An 18089-nucleotide genomic window follows, 5' to 3' on the forward strand; every position below is an offset into this window, starting at 1 on the left:
GGAATGATCAGCCGATGAGGCGAACAGCTTCCGCCATTCTCATTCGTGCGGCTGCTGCAATGCCTGAGAAGCTACCACCCTCATATGAGAGCGGAAATGTGCCAGCCTGCGAGCGCACCTGTGCGTCGGGATCTGCTGGGACAGTGACAAAAGAGATTTCGTTCGGCGTCCAGCGCTCAACAAATACCTTTTCAACTTCGCCCTTTTTCGTGGCTTCCTCGATCCGGATCTTGTCGATGGAATAGCCGACCGACACATTCTTGATGATGCCGTCGGAAACAAGCCCAAACATGCGATCTGCGCGCTCATCGATACCGGCTTTCGGAAAACGTACAGATGCCTTCCCTTCACCGCCATCAATCCACGCCCGTTCGACCACTGCGACCTGTGAGAATGTCGACCAGACCGAATGACTGTCGAGAACCGGAGCGCCAGCATTCATGCGGGATAGGTCAATGGCCTTGTCGCTAACGACAAGAACTTCATCAAATGGAACGACCGTATCCCACCCGACATAGCGTCGACGGCGAACAGTAGCGCCAGTTGTCCAGACCAGACTAACAGTCCGGGTTTCGACATCAATGCCAGACGGCAGCAACCGTACCTCTTGCATTTGCATGGGCAAACTGTCTGGCATTTTGCGCAGATTAAGTTTCGTCATCGTTTTCGTCCTTGTCGGGAGGGTCATCATCGGACCGCTGTTGTGTCTGCCCGGCCTGCGAGATGTGCCGTGGATCACTGTCAAGGATGATGCCGCGTTTATCGAGCTTGGCATTGTCCGACTTGATTTCATCAAGAACATCATCTGGATCCTCGCCTGTCTCAGCAATCGCAGATGAAAGCGAACGGAACCCGGCACGGACTTCCTTGATACGGGCATTCACGTCTTTCAGCGGATCTGCCGAATAGAAGCGCGGCGGCGACCATTCGACCGCGACCGTTGGCGTGGGGATCTTGCCCGCCAGATAAGCGGCTTCACAAAACCAATCCCAGATAGGTTGCAACAGCATAGGAATTATCATCTGCCATTGCACCATCGAGATCAGCCGTCGAAAGCCTTCAAGTCCGATCTTGCTCGACGAATAATTTACCTTATCGAGCCGTCCAGTCATAATAGCGAACGGCACACGCCATCCCGCTGCAACCGTATGCAACATCGAAGTTTTATAGGGGTCGTAGCTATCCGTAACGGCAGGCTGCGAAAACTTCATATCTCGACCGCCAACAGCATTATAAAACATGCCGGGTTCGAATTTCTCGACCCGTTGACCGCGCGTATTGTAGATGCCCGGTTTTTGCGCGGTACCATCCTCGCCAGTCATTGGCATACCGATATTGTCATCAACGTCGCCGCCGGTCATCACACCAACGAGGCAGGCTTCCAGCCGTTTGCGAACAAGTTCGGCCTGCTCATATTCAGCGAGATCGAACGTGTCAGCCATTGCAGGAGTGCCCCACGGCACCCCTATGACTTGTGTGCGTTGTTTTTCGAATACATGCGCAATGTCACCGGCAGGGACCGGCTTGGAAACAATAGTCGACTGCGGATCAAAGAAACTGTTTCCGGGGTGAGATCCGAACATCCAATAGGCGCGCTTGCGTCCCATGGCGTCAAACTCGATACCCTGAATGGTTTTGCCACCACCTGAAAGCACACCCTCTTTTGTTGTGTCGATCAGGTCAGATTCCAGAACCTGCAATTGCAATGGAACTGGCAAGCCGTCTTCCAGCCTTCGACGACGACGGCGAACAATGCCATTGCCGCTTTCAAACATCTCGCGAGCCGTGAGTGCCACGATTCCATTAAAATCGAGATCCCCATCGGCATCACAAACTTTGCTCCACTCTTGGAACAGTTTGATTGCTTTCTTATTTTTCGAGCGGGGAATGATCCCGTCACCAATCGCATGGCTGACAAGCTCGGAAACCGCCTTGGCTGCATAAGGATTGTTGCGCACAAGATCGCGCATCCGATCCCGCAGAATGCGTCCGGCCCGTGTGATTTCAGCATCAGCCGAAGTAGACTTTGCCCGCCTGCCCGATTTTAGCCGGCTGGTTTCAGCTCCAGTATAGTTGCGCTGCGCAATTTCCATCGCGGCACGCTGTTGAACGCGCCGCAATCCTGCCTGCGGGGAAACATAGCCAATGGCCTTATCCAGAATATTGGTGATGCCCATCAGTCTAACGCCGCCAATATGGTGCGCGAGCGGCCCGACTTGCGTGCACGCAAATCGTTCAATGCTTCACGCACATCTTTCAGGGAATGATATTCCACCTCGCGGCGGGTGCCGCCGGAATGGAAGATGACTTTTTTCGCGCCAGTAGCAATTGCATCTTCGAGCGCTGCAATCCGTTCATCAATCGTCGCCATGGTTACAACCACTCCGAAGGTGCGATTTCTGGTATGTTTGAAACACGTTTGGTTTCGGGCGGGGTGGAAAGCTCGCCTTCACGATGCGCCCAGTTGGCATTGACCATCTGTCGCGCTGCAAAGGCGTAGACCGTGCAATCAAGCGCCTCATGCCGTCGTCCAGGCACTGGCACAAATTGCCGGATCGTTTGACCGCGTGAGTATTTGACAACGAGCTGCTCACCGACGAGCTGCTCAAACCAAACGTCCGGCAGAGCCTTTGAAAAGCGCATAGAACTGGCACGCGCCAAGCGACCGAAGATATGGCTTTTGATGCCATCGACACCGACGATGAAAAGCTTTCCGCCCTTCACAGTTGACTTGGATTTCTCAATCCAAGGCCGGTTGCCGCCCACACCCTTAATCGCAAACACACGTCTGCGAAAACGTGGGAACGCATAACGATAGACAGTTTCCATCGTTTCGCCGTCCGAGCTGTCAATGCAGGTCGCCTCAACCTTGATCTTGCCGCCAAGAGGATGATCCCACTGCGTACCAAGAGCGACATCCAATTCCGACCATGTCGTATGATCGTCGTAGCGCCCCCAAATGACTATGTGTCCGAGAGCGTAAGGAATGCCCTCTTTGTCCCAACCAATGAAGGTGACTTCCAGACGATCATCCTGAACGTCGACGCCTGCGGTAATGATAAGAACTTGGATCGGTATTCCGGTGGTGCCGGTTTCGCTCTCATCCTCTGGTGGTTCCGACACCAGACTGAAATCTTCGGCACGGCTTGCAAGCTCGATATCATCCAGCTCGTCGGTATTCTCCTTCCAACCTTGTGCAAGGATCGTATTGACGAAAGTTTGCAGCTTATCCGGATGGTTTTTAGCTTCTACAAACTCCTTCGCCAGCAATCGCCACGATGCATTCGGTAGAAGCGAGATCAGGGCATTCATTCTGAATCCCGCATGATCCTTAATTTCTGGCTTCAGTGCTCGCCATCGGCCATTCGTGACCATGCCCGGCTTATGCCGTTCTTCAATGACCGAGCCGCATTCCCGGCAGACATAATATGCCTTTTCGGGTTCACCTTCTGGCCAGTGTATGTCTGACCACTGGATCTCATGAAAGTGTCCGCACTCTGGACAAGGCACTTCATAGATTCGCTGATCTGAATTGCCGTAAGCTTGAAGCACGTGGCTTGTCGCCTCATGGACAGGCGTCGATCCAATGACGATTTTACGATCAGTATAAGACAAGGTACGGCGCTCAGCCAAAAGTATTGGTGAGCCTTCCTTCGTTGCAGTCATACCGTCCGCTTCGTCGATGAAGAGAATGCGCACATTGTGGCGTCGAAGGTTACGCGGTGACTTTGCTGCAATTACTTTAAGGAAACCACCGGGAAAGCGACGTGACAGGAGCGTATTACGCCCGCCCTCATCAACGTCACCTGTCAGTAACCCTTCTAGATCGGGTGAAGCATCAAAGATCGGCTCAACATCAGAAACCATATAATCGCGACAATCCGACTCTGTTGGCAGCAACAGCAGGATTGGCGACGGATCATTCGAGCAAAAACTTGCCATTGCACTGGTGAGAAGCGTGGTGAAGCCGACACGAACGGGCTTTACCAGTGTCACTCGCTCAATGGCGCTATCGCCGATAGCGTCTGCGATTTCATTCTGCGGAGGCCATAGTCTTACCTGCCCCTTAACCGAAGAAACCCCTTCTGGAAGATAGACGGTTTTTTCAATCCATTCCGACAGACGCAGCTTCGGTGGTGGCGTCAATGCCTCCCATACTGCTCGTCGCAATATCGTCAACGCTGCCGTCATTGTCTTTTTCACCAAGCTCCACAAGCGCTGCTCGAACTTCACTGTCGATCACATCGACATCGTAAGTAGTGAGATGGCCAAGCCTTTGACGGCAACGAGACGGCAAGGACATGAGCGCAGACCTGACCCGCCTTGCGATTGAAACCCACTCGCTGCGCACTTCTGCGGCAGGGATCATCTCTCGTCGCATAATGGCGTTTTTCATCGCAGTATGATCAGCTTGTTCGCTGGCGAGGCGGGCACGTTCGGTTGCCAGCACATCGACGTTTTCACCGCCTCGACCAGCTGCAATGGCCCGAAGGTGCTCGCAGTAAAGCTGGACTGACTTTCGCAGGTCATAGCGATTCCGACCTGTCTTCACGATGATTCCACGTTCTGCGAAATCGGACACTGAACGCTTTGAGACACCGATCAATTCAGCGAGGTCTAGTGCATTGATCATGCCATCATCGACAGGCGCTTCATCGGCTTCCACCGTAGGCTCCTGCGAAAACAACGGCGCTGCCGACTGATCTGCATGCTTTTTGTGCGATTTTGCAGCAAAGCTGGGGCTGACACTGAATTTCTCAGCCGCCTGCCGAACCGTATTGCCTTCATTGATGAAGGCAATCACCTGTTGCCGCAGCTCATCCGAATAGCCTTTTGCCATCTGATTCCGATTCCATCCAAATGGCGGGGGAATCCCCTTATGAAATATTACACAGGGCGAAATCCCGCAGTCGCGCTCACCCGCTCCGGTCACAGACCGGGGAAAGGACCCAATGGAGGGGGTGGGGTCAGGGGTCGAAGGGTTGACCGGGTCGGTCGGGTGCCCTGCCCTGATCGGCAGCCTATGGCAGCAACTTCTTGATCGCTGCGTCGACACGCTCTTGAAGCAATGGCGCTGCCATACGTTCGAATGCAGCCTTGGTTGATCCCTTGGTCATTTCCACTGGGATAAACACATCCGACCGGGTGTAGGTAATACGACTGCCTGACTTGTTAAGCCGATGAAAGACGTGTCCGTAAAACTTTGGCACATCCTGTCGGTTCGGAAACTTGCCACCCTTCATAAACGAACCCGCGAAAACCTTGCGCTGTCCGAATGGCTTGGCCGAGACACCCTTGCGGGTTTCCTTCGGCGACAGGTATTTCAAGCGAATGTTACCGCCTCGCGTGACCATATCGTAAGAAAGCTTGCCGGGTCTTGCGACACCGGGATCGCCAATTGCTTTGACGATTGTCTTACGCTGCAAGCCGGTCTGTTTCGTCAGCGCACGAATAACTTGCGTCTTCGCCCTGTTGCCAACCTGATTGACGATGCGTGGCAGCACTTTAGGAAAGCGTGTGTTCAGCTGGTTAAGCCTGCTACCAAACAGTGACAGGTGCTTGTCAGCCCAGTGCGCCGTTATCGTTGCCATGGTCAGCCTCTATAGAAATGGAAAGAGCGCCTCATGGGCGCTCAATGGTATCGGTGATTGGTAGGCATAGCTTACGCACTGGCCCTGAATCGGCGTCTCTCGTTTGAGACGGTCAAGGCGGGGTCCGACCGGCGTACCAACCTCAGAACTTTCGTTCCCGCTGTCTAGGCGTTCTCAGAGGCTCACTACAGGATCATCGGATTATCCGTGAGCCGAATACGCTCACAAAGGTTCGAGGATTGCAAGAGGCATAATTGCTGGCGTCGATCTTCCAAAGAAATCGATATCAACCACCGCGTTACCCTTTCCATCATGACCGCCTGAAACGATCTCACCATTGCGCCCGGCAAATATCCCATCGCGAATATGAACTTTCATACCTCGCTTGAATACAGCTTGCGGCACCTCATGATCAAAATGGCCGTTCTCTGCTTTCTCGTTGAAAGACAATACCTTATCGGCTGAAACAAGATGAGGGTTTTCATAACCTCCAAGTATGCCAGCAACATACTCGAAGCCCATTAATGCAGCCATCGTGTCATTTGAAATGATGCAGCGGGCGAAGATGTAACCAATGAAAATTGGTTCTTTTCTAGGTGGGATAACACGATGACGCTTGCGTATTTCCTTGCCCAATTTCATGGGGACAAGCGTTTCGATATCAGCATCCAATAGAGCATTGCCCACAGCGATTTCACGGCCAGTCATCACTTTCAGCACCAGCCAAGGAGAATCATCACCGGCCCGAATCGCCGCCTTGGCATTTTCAATGCGCCTGCGTTTTCTTTCTTCAATGGACTTATCGAGCTTTGCGTAGCATCGCGACAGGTCGATATGCGTTGCCTGATCAATCAAACGCTTATCTGCCATCATCATCACCCAATCCCCTCAAAGCAATCTCGAACCCGTTCAACCCTTCCGGCCCACCTGCCGGGAAATAAGCCCATTCGGCATTGCCCGTATCAGGCAACCAAGGCCAACCGCGCTCAAGGTGAAACGCCTCCCAAGCGGTCCATTCGTCACCACCAATACGAACCTGAACCAGCAAGTCCTTGATTGCCTGCAATCGTGCAGGAACAAGCGCACCGCGACGGTTCGAAGCACGTTCGAACAATTCATTCACAGCCGGGAAACCTTGCCGTGCCTTCTTTTCGCGAAGAAGGGCCTCCGCCGTAAAGCGTCCGCTATCTGCGAGGTCCCGCTCGAATGCATTCAGTGAGACAGCCTGCGTGGGACCATTCAGCAAAAGCTCATAGACGCGTGCGCCCCAAATCTTGCCGAGTTGCGGCGCTGGCACCGAACCCGATTGTTCGACCGGCGCTTTCGCTGGCAGCTTTTCCCAACGCTTTTCTCGAAGATAGACCGCATAGGAGCATACAACCTTACGTCCAATGGCCTTTGCGGCCTCGACGTAACGAGCCGCACCATCCGAAGCCGCTAAGCGATCTTCCGGCGAGAGCGTATTCCAGACCCGGAACGCGTCAGGCTCGCTGTCCGTGACCGCAGTCGGCCAAACGTGGAAAGCCTTTTTGAATGCACGCTCAATGGCCTTCCTGTTTTCCCTGCTTTCCTGATCGCCCTCGCGCTCTCTCTCAGATGATGGTTTATCTGATGGTTCTATGACGGTTCGGGTGACACCATGACACCCGTCGGCGTCGTCAATGTCACCCGTCTCAGCCGCCGTTGTCACGGGTGACACCGTGTCACCGGTGACACCATGACACCCGTCAGCGGCATCTTTTGCATCGCGCAAAGAGGTCAATGACTTCATGTTGAAGTCGTAGCGCGTCGGTTCGCCTGGGCGACCTGTAGCAGCGGAAACCACTAGCAACAGACCCTCATCCACAAAATCGCGCAAAAGGCGCTGCACGGTCCGCTCTGACAGGTCCGTTTCACGCGCCAAGGTGGCGACAGAAGGCCAAATGCCCCGACCGTCATCATCTGCAAAATCAGCCAAGCGAACAGCGAGCATCTTGCGACTGGACGAACCCATTTGTTTTTTGAATATCTGTGACATCACAGCAATGCTCATCGCCCGTCCCTCTTCCATGCTTCAAAATCAGCGCGCAAATCCCGCCAGCGTTCAGCCGCAGCGCTGTTTTCGTTCAGTTCTTTTCTGGATTTGATGTTGAGGATCGAGCGCAAGCGTTCCGCCGCACGATCCTTCGTCAATGGCCGATCAAGGCCGTGTCGCTGCTCAAGAAACACCTTGAAAGCAGGCTCATCGCATTTCATGGCAGCTTCCGCCGCGAAGTTCCCTTCACGCGTCTGTGGGCGCTGCCGTGCCGTTCCGGAAACCTGCCGCGCCTTGCTGATCGCACGGTCAACAAGCTTCAGAAGGAACGACACCATTTCAGGCGCGCTGACGATGAAGTCTATTTCTTCAGGCTGCGCGCCAGGATGAAACCGAGCGATCTCATTCAGTTCACCATTGCGGGTTTTTGCCTCAACAAACTCACCGCGCTCATCGGTAGAGCGAAACCACTGCGCGCCATCGAGAGCGGCAAGCTTGGATCGAATGCGCCGGAGTGCGATTACTTCTGCGCTCATGACGACACCGCGTCACAAAGCAGAAGCAATTGCCCTTCAGCATGCTTGAGTGCTGCGCCCCGAACATTGCCGCGATAGCGCGTCTGATGCATCGCCGCGTAAAAGCAAGTGAGATACTCGCTGCCCGCAGCAAAGCCGTGGCGTTCGCAAGAGCCTTCCAGCACCTGACGATACTTCAACATGATCGAAATCGGGCAGGTAAGCAGAATTGCCGCGCGCCCAGCATCGGTCCCCTCATCATGCATTGCGCGGAGGATTGGCAGCATGGTGTCGGTCATGATACCACCTCCGCCAAGGATTCGACCATTTCAATGCGCCGGCCGATCCAGCGCATGCAATTGATTGCCATGGAATTACCAAGAGCTTTGTAGCGCGGGCCGTCAGCGGCCATTTTCTTGCCAACAGGAATATTCGTGTATCCGTCTGGAAAGCCTTGCAGGCGCTCGCATTCGGTTGGCGTGAGGCGACGGACGGCCCATTGCTGCTGGATATAGTCACCGCCCTGATTACCACCGACAGGGCCGCCGGCCATTAAAGGCTGCGCAACATCAACCTGACGGGCCTTGTAATCCTTGCCGCTATTCTGTGGCATGATGGACCAAGCGATAGGTACAAAGTGACCAGCTGCGGCACCTTCCGGACGACCTCCTGCGCCGCCTGTGAAGCTGTCTTTGCAAATAGCGCCAGCGACAAAGAGACCGCCACCGCCATCGATGTGCTGATTATCGTGACCTTGCAGACGGCCATAGTTCGCATCCAAGCACGGGGCTACCTCAGCAATAAACTCTTGCTCATTTGGGTCTAGTCGACCAGTTGCTGTGGAACACGCAGTTAAAGCGCGGGATACTTCAGCTACAAAGTGACCTGCTTGAGCCTGGTTGTCGTCTGGGCCACATGTTCCAACGCCGTTTGCAGTGAGAGCGGCAGCGACCTGTTGCGCTTTTCGGCGCGGCGCAGAATTCCCTGACATGCCTTCGCGCTCAAATAATACCGCCGCTGCACGTCGCCAATCTCCAAGATATCCGACAACGAACACACGCCTTCGTCTTTGAGGGACTGCCCGTCCATAGCCGTCCACTCGGACATACTGAGCGTCAAGCACTCGCCATGCGAGGCCGTAAGCGCGACTGTAGCCTGGGACCACTCCCGCATTTCGCCAGCCGTTGACGGGGACTTCGATGCGCTGTCCGGACAACAATCCCAGAAAGCTCGCAAAATCTCGTCCTCTTTTGCTTGAAAGGACGCCACAGACGTTCTCCCAGACAATCCATCGGGGCCGATATCGGCGAGCAATCGCAGCATAGGTAAGCGTGAGGCTACCACGCACTCCATCCATTCCCGCTCGCAGACCTGCGATTGAATAGTCTTGGCATGGGGTTCCACCGACAAGAAGGTCAATTGCATAATCTGGCCATCCTTCAAATTCTGTCATGTCGCCAAGGTTCGGGACACCATTTGTAGACAATTCGTCACCCGGCATGTTTGAGCCGTAGTGATGAGCGAGAACCTGTGACGGAAATCGTGCAATCTCAGAGAAGAATGCAGGCGACCAGCCAAGCGGATGCCAAGCCTGTGTTGCAGCTTCAATGCCCGAAGAAACGGAACCATAGGTCAGCATCGTTCCTTCCCCGCAGCTTCATAGCCCCAGGCATCCCAACCCGGACGCGGATCGCGACAGAACATCTCCAACTTTGGCAAGTCCGGGTAAATCCGTTCGAGCTGCTCAGCGAACCAAGCAGGCTTCTCGGAATGACGCCTTTTCTTTTGGGTATAGAGACTGGGTGCAGCATCGCCCAACTCAGGCGAAAATCCTTTGCCGCGCTTGGCTATTAACAAGCTTTCATGCTGATCACGAACCTGATAGCCGGTGCCGATATTGACCTTGTTCCAGATTTGCTCTGAGACGTATTCAAAGCCCCAAGCTGGGAGCAGTTCATTGATGGCGCGGCCTTTCATAGGCGTTGTCACCCAGAGATAAAGCATTGCGTCTGGGGTGGCTGGATCGCCTATTTCTTTGAACAGCCGACAGATCGCGTCAAATTCCATCGTCGGATAATGGTTTTCCGCGCCCTTCTCGCCCCCGGTAATTTCCGAATGAGTTTCAAACTTCCACGGCGGATCGGCATAGATGATCGGATAGAGCTTCTGGATAATGCCGGGCGCAGTTTCTCTGCCCCGCTTTGCGATCTCAGCTGCGATTGTCATGCGCACTGCGTGTTTGACCTTTTGTGTATGCGCACGAGCTTGCTTGCTCTCAGCTGCAACCCGCTTATCCTCAGCTTTCAACCCCTCAATGAGGGCGATCTGGGCAACGTCACTGGGGAGCTTTTTGAGCTTATCGAGCGTGGTTCCGTTATCAAAACGGGTGCCGCGTAAGAGACGAAGCGCAGCTTCACAAATCTTTTCGCCGCGATCGGCATCCCGCCTGATTGCACGCTCAGATTTCCCAGATAGTTCCGCTGTCGCCGCGACAAAACTCTTTCGTTCTTGCCGGTCGATCAAGTGGCCAACTTGTCCACTTGATTTCCTGTCACCGCCGTGCGCAGTTTCAGGATATTTCTCCAGATACAATTCCTTACGGCGGAATGTGAAGACGGCACGATCAGCAGGCGACAATTCAGAACGAGCGAGATTTTCATCGATTTCCCACAACTCGGAATCAAGCTTGCTTTCATCACGAATAAAGCCCGGAACCTCCAGCCAGCCCAACTCCCGGGCAGCTTCCAGACGGTGGGCACCCGCAGATAGTACAAACGGCAAACCGTCCTCACCAACCCGAACCGTGATCGGCGTGCGCATACCCAGTTCGGCAAAGGATTGCTTGAGTGCTTCAACCTTGGATGCATCGACCTCGCGCAAGCGGTCGCGAACATCGATATCGGCAATCTTGATATGGACAGGTGCATCCATGTCAGCGCCCTTCCGCCAGATAAATGGCTATAAAAAATGGAGAAGCCGCCATCAGATTGATCAGGACAGCGACGATGACGGGGATAAGAAAATCGTGCTTAAGCAGGCCCTTGATCATTGCCGCACCGCCCGGAGGGGTTCCAACCCTTCAAGCTTGCGCAACTCGTCCACCAGTTTCCGCACCCGGCGGCGAGGAATGGGACGCCATTGACCGCCGTTCTGCGAGTAATGACAGCGCCAGCCCTGCATGCGCAGGCGGATACCAAAGCGATGCAGATAGCAATTGAAGTATTCAAAGCTCCCGCTTACTTCCGGCTCGAACCGGCGAGGAGCGCCATTGTCAGCGATCCATTGATCAACAAGGCTTGAGACGGAAACCATCGTTAAGCCCCCACCTTGCGCAGCAGGTCTTCGAGCGCCCGCATTGCCTCGCGCGCTTCCTTGGCGATGGTCTTGCGTTCACCAGCATCGATACGACCATCTGCCAGAGCTGCAAGAACAGCCTGCGAAACGTCCATCGTTTCAGACATGACGCGGTGCGCATCCATTGCCGTCAGCGGCGCGTGATCACCGTCAATCACAGCATTGGCAGCAACCAGTTCATAACCAAGCAGTTCCGCAGCTTGCTTAATGATCGTCGGGGATTTCGCTTTGCGATCAACCTCGATAGCAACATCAAGCGGCATGAAACTGTCGTGATGCTCATCATTGAATGATGCGTACTTGGAAAGCGTCGAAGTGCCGACGCGGGTAAATGGCAGAATGCAGCTAATGCCGCCTGCCAAAGCATAAGCGCCATCGGTGGCAGACTTAAGCGAACGCTGTTCTTGCTCGGAAATAGTGCGCACGAAACACCCCCCCTGAAAATTTCAAGGAAAAAAAGTCGTCAAAGGATTCGGTGAAACTCTCAGGTCGCGCCGTTAAAGCTTGACCATCTACTCGAAACGAGGCGGACCACAGGTCCAACGCTTATGAAAGGATACGAATGATGGTTTCATGGCGCCGCCACCAAATCGGAACTTGCGGTCGGGGCGCGCTGCGCAGCATTGACACAGCGCGCCCCCGCTTCGTCACTGGGGAGGTCAGCGGACGAAACAAAGCCAGTCACACACTCCAAGGTGTCCGAACGATCTGCGGAAGAAACAGACACCCCAGCAGTGTTACCCACCGAAGTGAGAAGTCCGTCAGGCTGACTGCCAAACACATCGGGCCGCAACAAATGGCGGGATACACCCGTAAAGCGCTCAACCTCAAGCACGCGCTCTGGAGGAACGACGTTCCATTGATTCACTGCTTGCGGCGTAATCCGGAGGGCACGAGCCAAGGAACTCGCGCCACCCGCCTTTGATTTTGCGACCTCTAGGGCCTGATGCATTTCATCTTTGTCAGCCATGCTTGTTTTAAAGCATAGCTTTCATTTTCTTGCAAGCAATTCTTCCATGGACGAAATCATGCTGTTTACGTCACATCCTCACATGAACGAAACTCAATTAGCTCAAAGAATTGGTACCGCTATTCGTACCGCTAGACGGCAACGCGGCTTGGTAATGCGCGACATTGCGCAAGCCGCGGGCGTTAGCACGGGGGCTGTAGGTAACTGGGAGCGAGGTGCAAATACGCTCTCTATGGAGAACTTGCAGGCGGTTTCGGCGTTCCTAGGGATCGACCCCATTGCCTTAAGCAGAGGTGAAGTAAAATTCCTGACAGAGAATCACGCCATATCTGATGCAGAAATAATCACGGATATTGGGCACATAGACACCGGACCACTAGATGTTGAGATTCTAGGAGTAGCTGTTGGCGGCGATGACGGCGATTTCACACTAAACGGTGAAGTAGCGGGCTACGCCCGGCGACCAGCTGGAATTGCCCATCTGCGCAAAGTCTTCGCACTACATGTTCTTAGCGATAGCATGGTCCCCCGCTACGAACCGGGGGAACTGCTTTATTGCGGCGGTCGCGATGCTGTCGCAGGAGATGACGTAGTCATTGAAATGTTTCCTACCGACGACGAGACTGTAGGCAAAGCCTACATTAAAAGACTGATAAAAAGGACGAAAACCGAGATTCTCTGCAAGCAATACAACCCTGCTCAAGAACTCAGTTTTGATCCATATGCCATAAAGAATATGTGGCGAGTAATACCTACGCGCGAGCTTCTCGGCTATTGATTTGATAGGCTTCTGCGTAAATTCGGGCGTTGTTCGTGGCGAATCTAGGGCTGAGAATCAAACTTCTCCCCGGCAACCCTTCATCTCTGCATCCCGTACAAAACAGCTTTAATCCGAGCTGACGTATCGTCGTCTGCTTGGTGACGCCAGCACGATACAAATCGTGCGGCTTACGCCATCTAATACGCCCACAGTCCGCACATTCAATCTCTATAACCAACGTGGACTCTACGGTTGGCTCTTGGACACAAGACATTACTCAAACCACCCTGTTCTAATTTTGTTCTCAATATTGATTCTTTTTTTCGCATTGTCGAATCGAATCTCACTTCTATTTTTTAAAGTATCGCTTGCATTTTATTTGAAAGCAGTGCTTTACTTTTGCGAGCCGCCGAAACAGATCGGTTAGCGCAGAAACGGAGCGAGACTGATGATTAGATTTGAACCGATGAAGCCAACCCCTAGCTACTCCCTCTCTTGCCGTGACAATGTCATTGTCAAAATGGCAGACACGATGCGCGTGCTGGCATTTTCTGGCGACAACGTTTCCCCTGAAACACTTGCGCACCACGGCTTTTCCGGTGATGTGGTCGACCGTTTCGGTGCTCGCGCAGCTGCGCTTGCACGCCGCCTATCGGTTCGTCAGGTTGCCAGCCATGTATAACGAAATCCGTTTCCAAACTGAGGTTGATGGCGGATTTCATCTTCCTACCGCTTACAAAGCACATGCACGCCAGCTCGATCATATGGTCGCGATTGCCACGCTGATTGCAGGCAGCGTATGTGCGGCGATCTTGGCTGTAAGCATTTTCGGCTGATCGCACCAATTGTCCGCAGGCGGGCCAAATCCAGCAACTCTGCAATTGATTGCGGATGACGCCCGACAAGCAGTGCTCGACACATTTCACGAGCAATGGCGAGAAGTACGGACAATCGGATTTCCCCCAGACGAAACCTTTGACGCACTCATTGACGGGCTTCTACGGGCGACAGCCGACCTGATTACACACACCGCCGCGCCGGAAAGGCGCGAGGCAATCCCGCGCATAGCGGCAGAGCGATTAATTCAAGTATTTCGATTAGCCCGCGAGAGGGAGCACCATGAAAAATCGTGAGAAGAATTTGTATGCGCATTTTCGCGCCGAGATACTATGGATGGTGCAGCCGATCCTTTCGAGGCAGCGCAAGGATACGCGCTTCTTTGATCAGAACCTAATCATTGAGCCTTGCGACCTAGGTGGCTGCATCATCGCAGCAGTGTCAGGAACAGCCATGGCAGTGTTCCGCGATCCGGAAGGCTATTGCAAAGAGGCCATGAGCGTTCTTGTTCCTGAGGATGCATTCGATCATTGCAAGCCACATGTGTCAGTCGCAATGAATTACTGCGGACAGCAGTATTCCCCGGCGCTTCCTGAGTGGGCTCAGGCGGGCAACGTCGTTATGCATTCTGCGGGCATGTTTGTCGGCACGCAAATGCGCCATCCCGACTGGATGACTGAAGATGATGAATTTTACCCTTGCCTGTATCAACGCACATCGGCAGGAAACTCTGTTGAAATCGGCGTGGATTATAAGGCTGACGCAGGCAGCGCCGTAGAATGGCGCGCAGTGATCAGCAAATCCATCGAGTTAGCCAATCGGAAAGAAAGCTTAATTGGCATAGCGCCGGGCGTAGTCGGCCTATTTGATCGCATCCACAACACGATCACGGAAAAGCACCAGGACGGCACTCACTTTTATGCCCGACAAACGCTTGATAGCGAAACCGGTGACGCCCCGATTGTGCTGCGAATTAGCGACTGTTCAGATTTCGTAGGCGTCATGATGCCGATGAGGCTTCCAAAGGAGCCCGAACTTCATTTGCCGGAATGGCTTACTGCGACATTTCCCGAAACGCAGGGAGGCGTCCAATGAGCGATCGTAAGGAAATCCAAGCCCTTCATGCCGCCATCAGCCGCCGCGATTGGCATGCCGTTGAAGTGGCGGCCAATGTTATTCGCGATCAGGAAGCCAGAAGAGATGTGCCTGAACCACGCCTCGACGGTCTACCTATCAACTGCCAGCATATTACAGTGCGCGTGCCAGATGATCACGATCATTCCCAGCCAATCCCGCTGCGTATTCGGGTAGATAACGAAAACCCGAATTGCTTTGCCACATCGGACGGCAAGCGCATTTTTTATGAACGCCAGTGGGCCGAGAAATCGATGCTCATGGATACCGAAGAATATCAGGAAAGGTCACGCCGTAGGATGCTGGCGGGCCGATTGACTAAGGCGGAAATCGTAGAAAATTACGCTGGATGGGTGACATGTTCCGGAGATGAAGACGACTATTTTGATAGTATTGATGCGCTGATTGAACACTACACAGATCGCATCGCTAACGATAAATCTGACGACAACGAGCCGACCGAGGAAGAGATTAAACAATCCCTGCCCGCTTGGGTTTATTGCACCACAGAGGACGCATTCATCTTTGATCTTGAGGGAGCCCTCGATTGCTACCTTGCTGACAATCATCACGAAGATGCACGCGATCTTATCAAGGATTACGATTGGCTTAGGGAGTTTTGGAAGTTCTGGAGTTCCAAGCAATCAGGCGTGTTTTCCTACTGCATCGACTATTCCCGAATTGTCGTCATAGATCGCGAACGCTTCGATGCAGAGATGGAACAGGCGAAAGCAATCGTTGCCGAGGTGGCGACATGAAGCCGATTATTGATATGTGCTGCGGCCCTCGCATGTTCTGGTTCGACAAGAAGGACGACCGCGCTGTCTTCGGCGATATTCGTGAAGAAAGCCACGTCCTTTGCGACGGCCGCGAGCTGATCATTTCGCCAGACCGCATTATGGACTTCCGCAACCTGCCATTTGACGACGAGACATTCAGTCTTGCCGTCTTTGATCCGCCGCATCTGGTCAACGCAGGTGAGAGAAGCTGGTTACGCGCGAAATATGGTGCATTGAACCGTGAAACGTGGCGCGAGGATCTGCGGCAGGGATTTGCCGAGGCTTTCCGCGTCCTGAAACCACACGGCACACTGATTTTCAAATGGAATGAAACGCAGATCAAAGTGCGGGAAATCCTCGCTCTCACCGATGTGCAGCCAGTCGTCGGACACGTCTCCGGCAAGCAGGCGAACACCCACTGGATCTGTTTCCTCAAGCCCACCTGCCCGAATGGAGGTAGCGATGCTGACGCTTAAGCCTTGCCCGTTTTGTGGCAGCACCGCTAGTCACAGCCAGTTCACTGGCAACGGGTTCACGTTACCGCGCGTAAAATATACCGAAGTTCGCTGCGATAAATGCCACATCACCACGGAACCGCAACAACTCTTGTTCCCTGACAAAGATAAGGCATTGGCAGCTTGGAACACCCGCCCCGCCGCGCCGGTCGAAGGGTTGGAGGTTGTGGCGTATCGGTACCGCCATGTCGATTACGTCAACTGGACATATAGCGAAAGCAAACACCCAAGGCCCGACATTCATAACGAAGAACTCGTCACCCGCCCGCAGGCCGGAGCCATCATTGCTGAGCTTCAAGCTAAAGCCAAGGATTACCGGGAACATTCCGAAAGACTGGAAAAGCGTCTCGAACGCGAGGAAGTCACCCGCTCGCGGGCTGTGGAGCTATTGGCGGCGAAGGATGCAGAATGGCAAGTCGCCGCAAATCTTGGTTCTGAGGTGAACAGAAATCTAGCGAGCCGTGTCAATGCCCTCGAAGCCGACAACGCAGCGCTGACTGCGCGGGTTAAGCGGCTTGATACGCCGTATAATCCAATGGCCGAGGCGCTGGCTACGGACAAGGTCAAAACCCTCGAAGCCCAACTCGCGGCGGCTGAAAAGGCGCTGGAGCCGTTCAGCAAGTATGCAGCGATGCTGTTCGAGCGGAATTACAACGATACCGATATCATCAATGTCTTTGGCGAGCATCGATTGACTGCGAGAGACTTCTTTGATGCGCGCGTAGCTTCGGAGACAGGACGATGAAGTATATCGCAGTTTTCCATCATTGGTGGATGCACAGCATTCACTTTGAAGTAGAGACAATTGAGGCAGATTGTCTTGATGATGCAGAGATTAAGGCCGATGCAATGGCGCATCGGAAAAGCCGTAGTTTCAATCATTGTAGGTCGATTGTTCTTGAGATTGGAAAAGGTGAGCACCTTATTCGAAGGAGACCAACTTGGCGTGAGAGGTTTACTGGCAGAATAACAAGTACTGCCGCCTTGGAGGCCAAGCCATGAAATTCTCATACGCTTTTACTTTAATGGCAGGCGGTTTTTTGACTTCTGGCTACCACACAATGAACAATCCGCAGGTCGCGACAATGTTCTTCTTGGGAGGTATTGGCAGTTTAGTGATTGCCTCTTGGTCATCAGGAGAAGGCGCATGACCCTCATTGACAGACTATCCAAGCTGGACGGGCCTGATAGGGAAGTGGATGCGGAGATTGATCGCAATTTCGGCTTGCTTGTAGGCATCGGAGCTTTTTCAGGTCCGTGGACACTCTATCCAGATCAAGAACTTTACAAGGAAACCGCGCATTACACCGCCTCTGTAGACGCGGCTATCGCGCTGGCTCGTCGCCTATGGCCTGACATGATGTATCGCGTTGGCAATGATGGTGAAGGACCAGACACCAGCCTTTATCTGGGTGAGATATTCATTCCCGGCGAACAGAAAGACAGCTATTTCACCGGCCACTCGCCGGTTGATGCGGTCAGTCTCTGCATCGCCATCTTGCGCGCAAAGGAGGCTGGACGTGGAAGGTAGAATATCAATTCGATTCTTTGACCGACACGGCGAGTATGCCGGGCGCTTTTGGCACCATGTCCCACGCGTGGGCGATGAAATCATGCTCA

Annotated in this window: 25 protein-coding genes; 10 read left to right on the forward strand and 15 right to left on the reverse strand. The window is 53.6% G+C overall.

Going from position 1 to position 18089, the window contains the following annotated elements; translation table 11 throughout:
• Nucleotides 1-7: 7 nt before the first annotated feature.
• The 15 genes from CES85_RS17120 to CES85_RS28320 form a co-directional block, all read right to left on the reverse strand.
• Nucleotides 8-661 (reverse strand): HK97 family phage prohead protease, encoded by a 654-nt coding sequence (locus tag CES85_RS17120; protein WP_095447032.1) that lies wholly within the window; start codon nucleotides 659-661, stop codon nucleotides 8-10.
• Nucleotides 648-2177 (reverse strand): phage portal protein, encoded by a 1530-nt coding sequence (locus CES85_RS17125; RefSeq protein ID WP_095447033.1) that lies wholly within the window; start codon nucleotides 2175-2177, stop codon nucleotides 648-650. The genes CES85_RS17120 and CES85_RS17125 overlap by 14 nt, the downstream gene beginning before the upstream one ends.
• Nucleotides 2177-2371: a phage head-tail joining protein gene (locus CES85_RS17130; RefSeq protein WP_095447034.1), complete on the reverse strand. Its 195-nt coding sequence runs from the start codon at nucleotides 2369-2371 to the stop codon at nucleotides 2177-2179. Before CES85_RS17130 ends, CES85_RS17125 begins: the two co-directional genes overlap by 1 nt.
• A 2-nt stretch (nucleotides 2372-2373) precedes the next feature.
• Nucleotides 2374-4191, reverse strand: a complete 1818-nt coding sequence (locus CES85_RS17135) for a phage terminase large subunit family protein (RefSeq protein WP_095447035.1) — start codon at nucleotides 4189-4191, stop codon at nucleotides 2374-2376.
• Nucleotides 4106-4840: a MerR family transcriptional regulator gene (locus CES85_RS17140; protein ID WP_167388301.1), complete on the reverse strand. Its 735-nt coding sequence runs from the start codon at nucleotides 4838-4840 to the stop codon at nucleotides 4106-4108. The genes CES85_RS17135 and CES85_RS17140 overlap by 86 nt, the downstream gene beginning before the upstream one ends.
• A gap of 181 nt (nucleotides 4841-5021) precedes the next feature.
• Nucleotides 5022-5591, reverse strand: a complete 570-nt coding sequence (locus CES85_RS17145) for a hypothetical protein (RefSeq protein WP_095447037.1) — start codon at nucleotides 5589-5591, stop codon at nucleotides 5022-5024.
• A gap of 222 nt (nucleotides 5592-5813) precedes the next feature.
• Complete coding sequence (gene nusG, locus CES85_RS17150) at nucleotides 5814-6467, reverse strand: transcription termination/antitermination protein NusG (RefSeq protein ID WP_095447038.1); 654 nt, start codon at nucleotides 6465-6467, stop codon at nucleotides 5814-5816.
• Entirely contained in the window at nucleotides 6451-7623 is a 1173-nt protein-coding gene (locus tag CES85_RS17155; protein WP_157743464.1) for a helix-turn-helix domain-containing protein, read from the reverse strand. The genes nusG and CES85_RS17155 overlap by 17 nt, the downstream gene beginning before the upstream one ends.
• Nucleotides 7620-8141 (reverse strand): hypothetical protein, encoded by a 522-nt coding sequence (locus tag CES85_RS17160; protein WP_095447040.1) that lies wholly within the window; start codon nucleotides 8139-8141, stop codon nucleotides 7620-7622. The genes CES85_RS17155 and CES85_RS17160 overlap by 4 nt, the downstream gene beginning before the upstream one ends.
• Nucleotides 8138-8419 carry a hypothetical protein gene (locus CES85_RS17165; protein ID WP_095447041.1) on the reverse strand — a complete coding sequence of 94 codons (282 nt, stop codon included), beginning with the start codon at nucleotides 8417-8419 and terminating at the stop codon, nucleotides 8138-8140. The genes CES85_RS17160 and CES85_RS17165 overlap by 4 nt, the downstream gene beginning before the upstream one ends.
• A complete protein-coding gene (locus CES85_RS17170; protein WP_095447042.1) occupies nucleotides 8416-9759 on the reverse strand; it encodes a DNA cytosine methyltransferase in 1344 nt (447 codons plus the stop codon). Before CES85_RS17170 ends, CES85_RS17165 begins: the two co-directional genes overlap by 4 nt.
• On the reverse strand, nucleotides 9753-11051 hold the full coding sequence (locus CES85_RS17175; RefSeq protein ID WP_095447043.1) for an MT-A70 family methyltransferase: 1299 nt from the start codon (nucleotides 11049-11051) through the stop codon (nucleotides 9753-9755). The genes CES85_RS17170 and CES85_RS17175 overlap by 7 nt, the downstream gene beginning before the upstream one ends.
• Before the next feature lie 114 nt (nucleotides 11052-11165).
• Nucleotides 11166-11432, reverse strand: coding sequence for a hypothetical protein (locus CES85_RS17180; RefSeq protein ID WP_095446570.1), 267 nt, complete (start codon nucleotides 11430-11432; stop codon nucleotides 11166-11168).
• Nucleotides 11433-11434: 2 nt separating this feature from the next.
• On the reverse strand, nucleotides 11435-11899 hold the full coding sequence (locus CES85_RS17185) for a phage regulatory CII family protein (RefSeq protein WP_095446569.1): 465 nt from the start codon (nucleotides 11897-11899) through the stop codon (nucleotides 11435-11437).
• 146 nt (nucleotides 11900-12045) lie between these two features.
• On the reverse strand, nucleotides 12046-12444 hold the full coding sequence (locus CES85_RS28320) for a transcriptional regulator (protein WP_434063356.1): 399 nt from the start codon (nucleotides 12442-12444) through the stop codon (nucleotides 12046-12048).
• Between the two features lie 46 nt (nucleotides 12445-12490).
• On the opposite strand from CES85_RS28320, the gene CES85_RS17195 reads away from it, so the two are divergent.
• The 10 genes from CES85_RS17195 (at nucleotide 12491) to CES85_RS17235 (ending at nucleotide 18000) form a co-directional block, all read left to right on the forward strand.
• Nucleotides 12491-13222, forward strand: coding sequence for an XRE family transcriptional regulator (locus CES85_RS17195; protein ID WP_421505524.1), 732 nt, complete (start codon nucleotides 12491-12493; stop codon nucleotides 13220-13222).
• A 430-nt stretch (nucleotides 13223-13652) separates the two neighbouring features.
• Complete coding sequence (locus CES85_RS17200) at nucleotides 13653-13886, forward strand: hypothetical protein (protein WP_024899497.1); 234 nt, start codon at nucleotides 13653-13655, stop codon at nucleotides 13884-13886.
• The gene (locus tag CES85_RS27175; RefSeq protein ID WP_157743459.1) at nucleotides 13879-14040 is read left to right on the forward strand and encodes a hypothetical protein; all 162 of its coding nucleotides are present in this window, start codon (nucleotides 13879-13881) and stop codon (nucleotides 14038-14040) included. Before CES85_RS17200 ends, CES85_RS27175 begins: the two co-directional genes overlap by 8 nt.
• 283 nt (nucleotides 14041-14323) lie before the next feature.
• The gene (locus CES85_RS17210; RefSeq protein ID WP_095447045.1) at nucleotides 14324-15136 is read left to right on the forward strand and encodes a hypothetical protein; all 813 of its coding nucleotides are present in this window, start codon (nucleotides 14324-14326) and stop codon (nucleotides 15134-15136) included.
• Nucleotides 15133-15933, forward strand: coding sequence for a hypothetical protein (locus tag CES85_RS17215; RefSeq protein ID WP_095447046.1), 801 nt, complete (start codon nucleotides 15133-15135; stop codon nucleotides 15931-15933). The genes CES85_RS17210 and CES85_RS17215 overlap by 4 nt, the downstream gene beginning before the upstream one ends.
• Nucleotides 15930-16430 carry a class I SAM-dependent methyltransferase gene (locus CES85_RS17220; protein WP_095447047.1) on the forward strand — a complete coding sequence of 167 codons (501 nt, stop codon included), beginning with the start codon at nucleotides 15930-15932 and terminating at the stop codon, nucleotides 16428-16430. Before CES85_RS17215 ends, CES85_RS17220 begins: the two co-directional genes overlap by 4 nt.
• Nucleotides 16417-17214: a Lar family restriction alleviation protein gene (locus tag CES85_RS17225; protein WP_095447048.1), complete on the forward strand. Its 798-nt coding sequence runs from the start codon at nucleotides 16417-16419 to the stop codon at nucleotides 17212-17214. Before CES85_RS17220 ends, CES85_RS17225 begins: the two co-directional genes overlap by 14 nt.
• Entirely contained in the window at nucleotides 17211-17471 is a 261-nt protein-coding gene (locus CES85_RS17230; RefSeq protein ID WP_095447049.1) for a hypothetical protein, read from the forward strand. The genes CES85_RS17225 and CES85_RS17230 overlap by 4 nt, the downstream gene beginning before the upstream one ends.
• Nucleotides 17468-17620, forward strand: coding sequence for a hypothetical protein (locus CES85_RS27180; protein WP_157743466.1), 153 nt, complete (start codon nucleotides 17468-17470; stop codon nucleotides 17618-17620). Before CES85_RS17230 ends, CES85_RS27180 begins: the two co-directional genes overlap by 4 nt.
• Nucleotides 17617-18000, forward strand: a complete 384-nt coding sequence (locus tag CES85_RS17235; protein WP_095447050.1) for a hypothetical protein — start codon at nucleotides 17617-17619, stop codon at nucleotides 17998-18000. The genes CES85_RS27180 and CES85_RS17235 overlap by 4 nt, the downstream gene beginning before the upstream one ends.
• Nucleotides 18001-18089: the final 89 nt, after the last annotated feature.

Source organism: Ochrobactrum quorumnocens (assembly GCF_002278035.1).
In the GTDB taxonomy this organism is placed as follows: Bacteria; Pseudomonadota; Alphaproteobacteria; order Rhizobiales; family Rhizobiaceae; genus Brucella; species Brucella quorumnocens.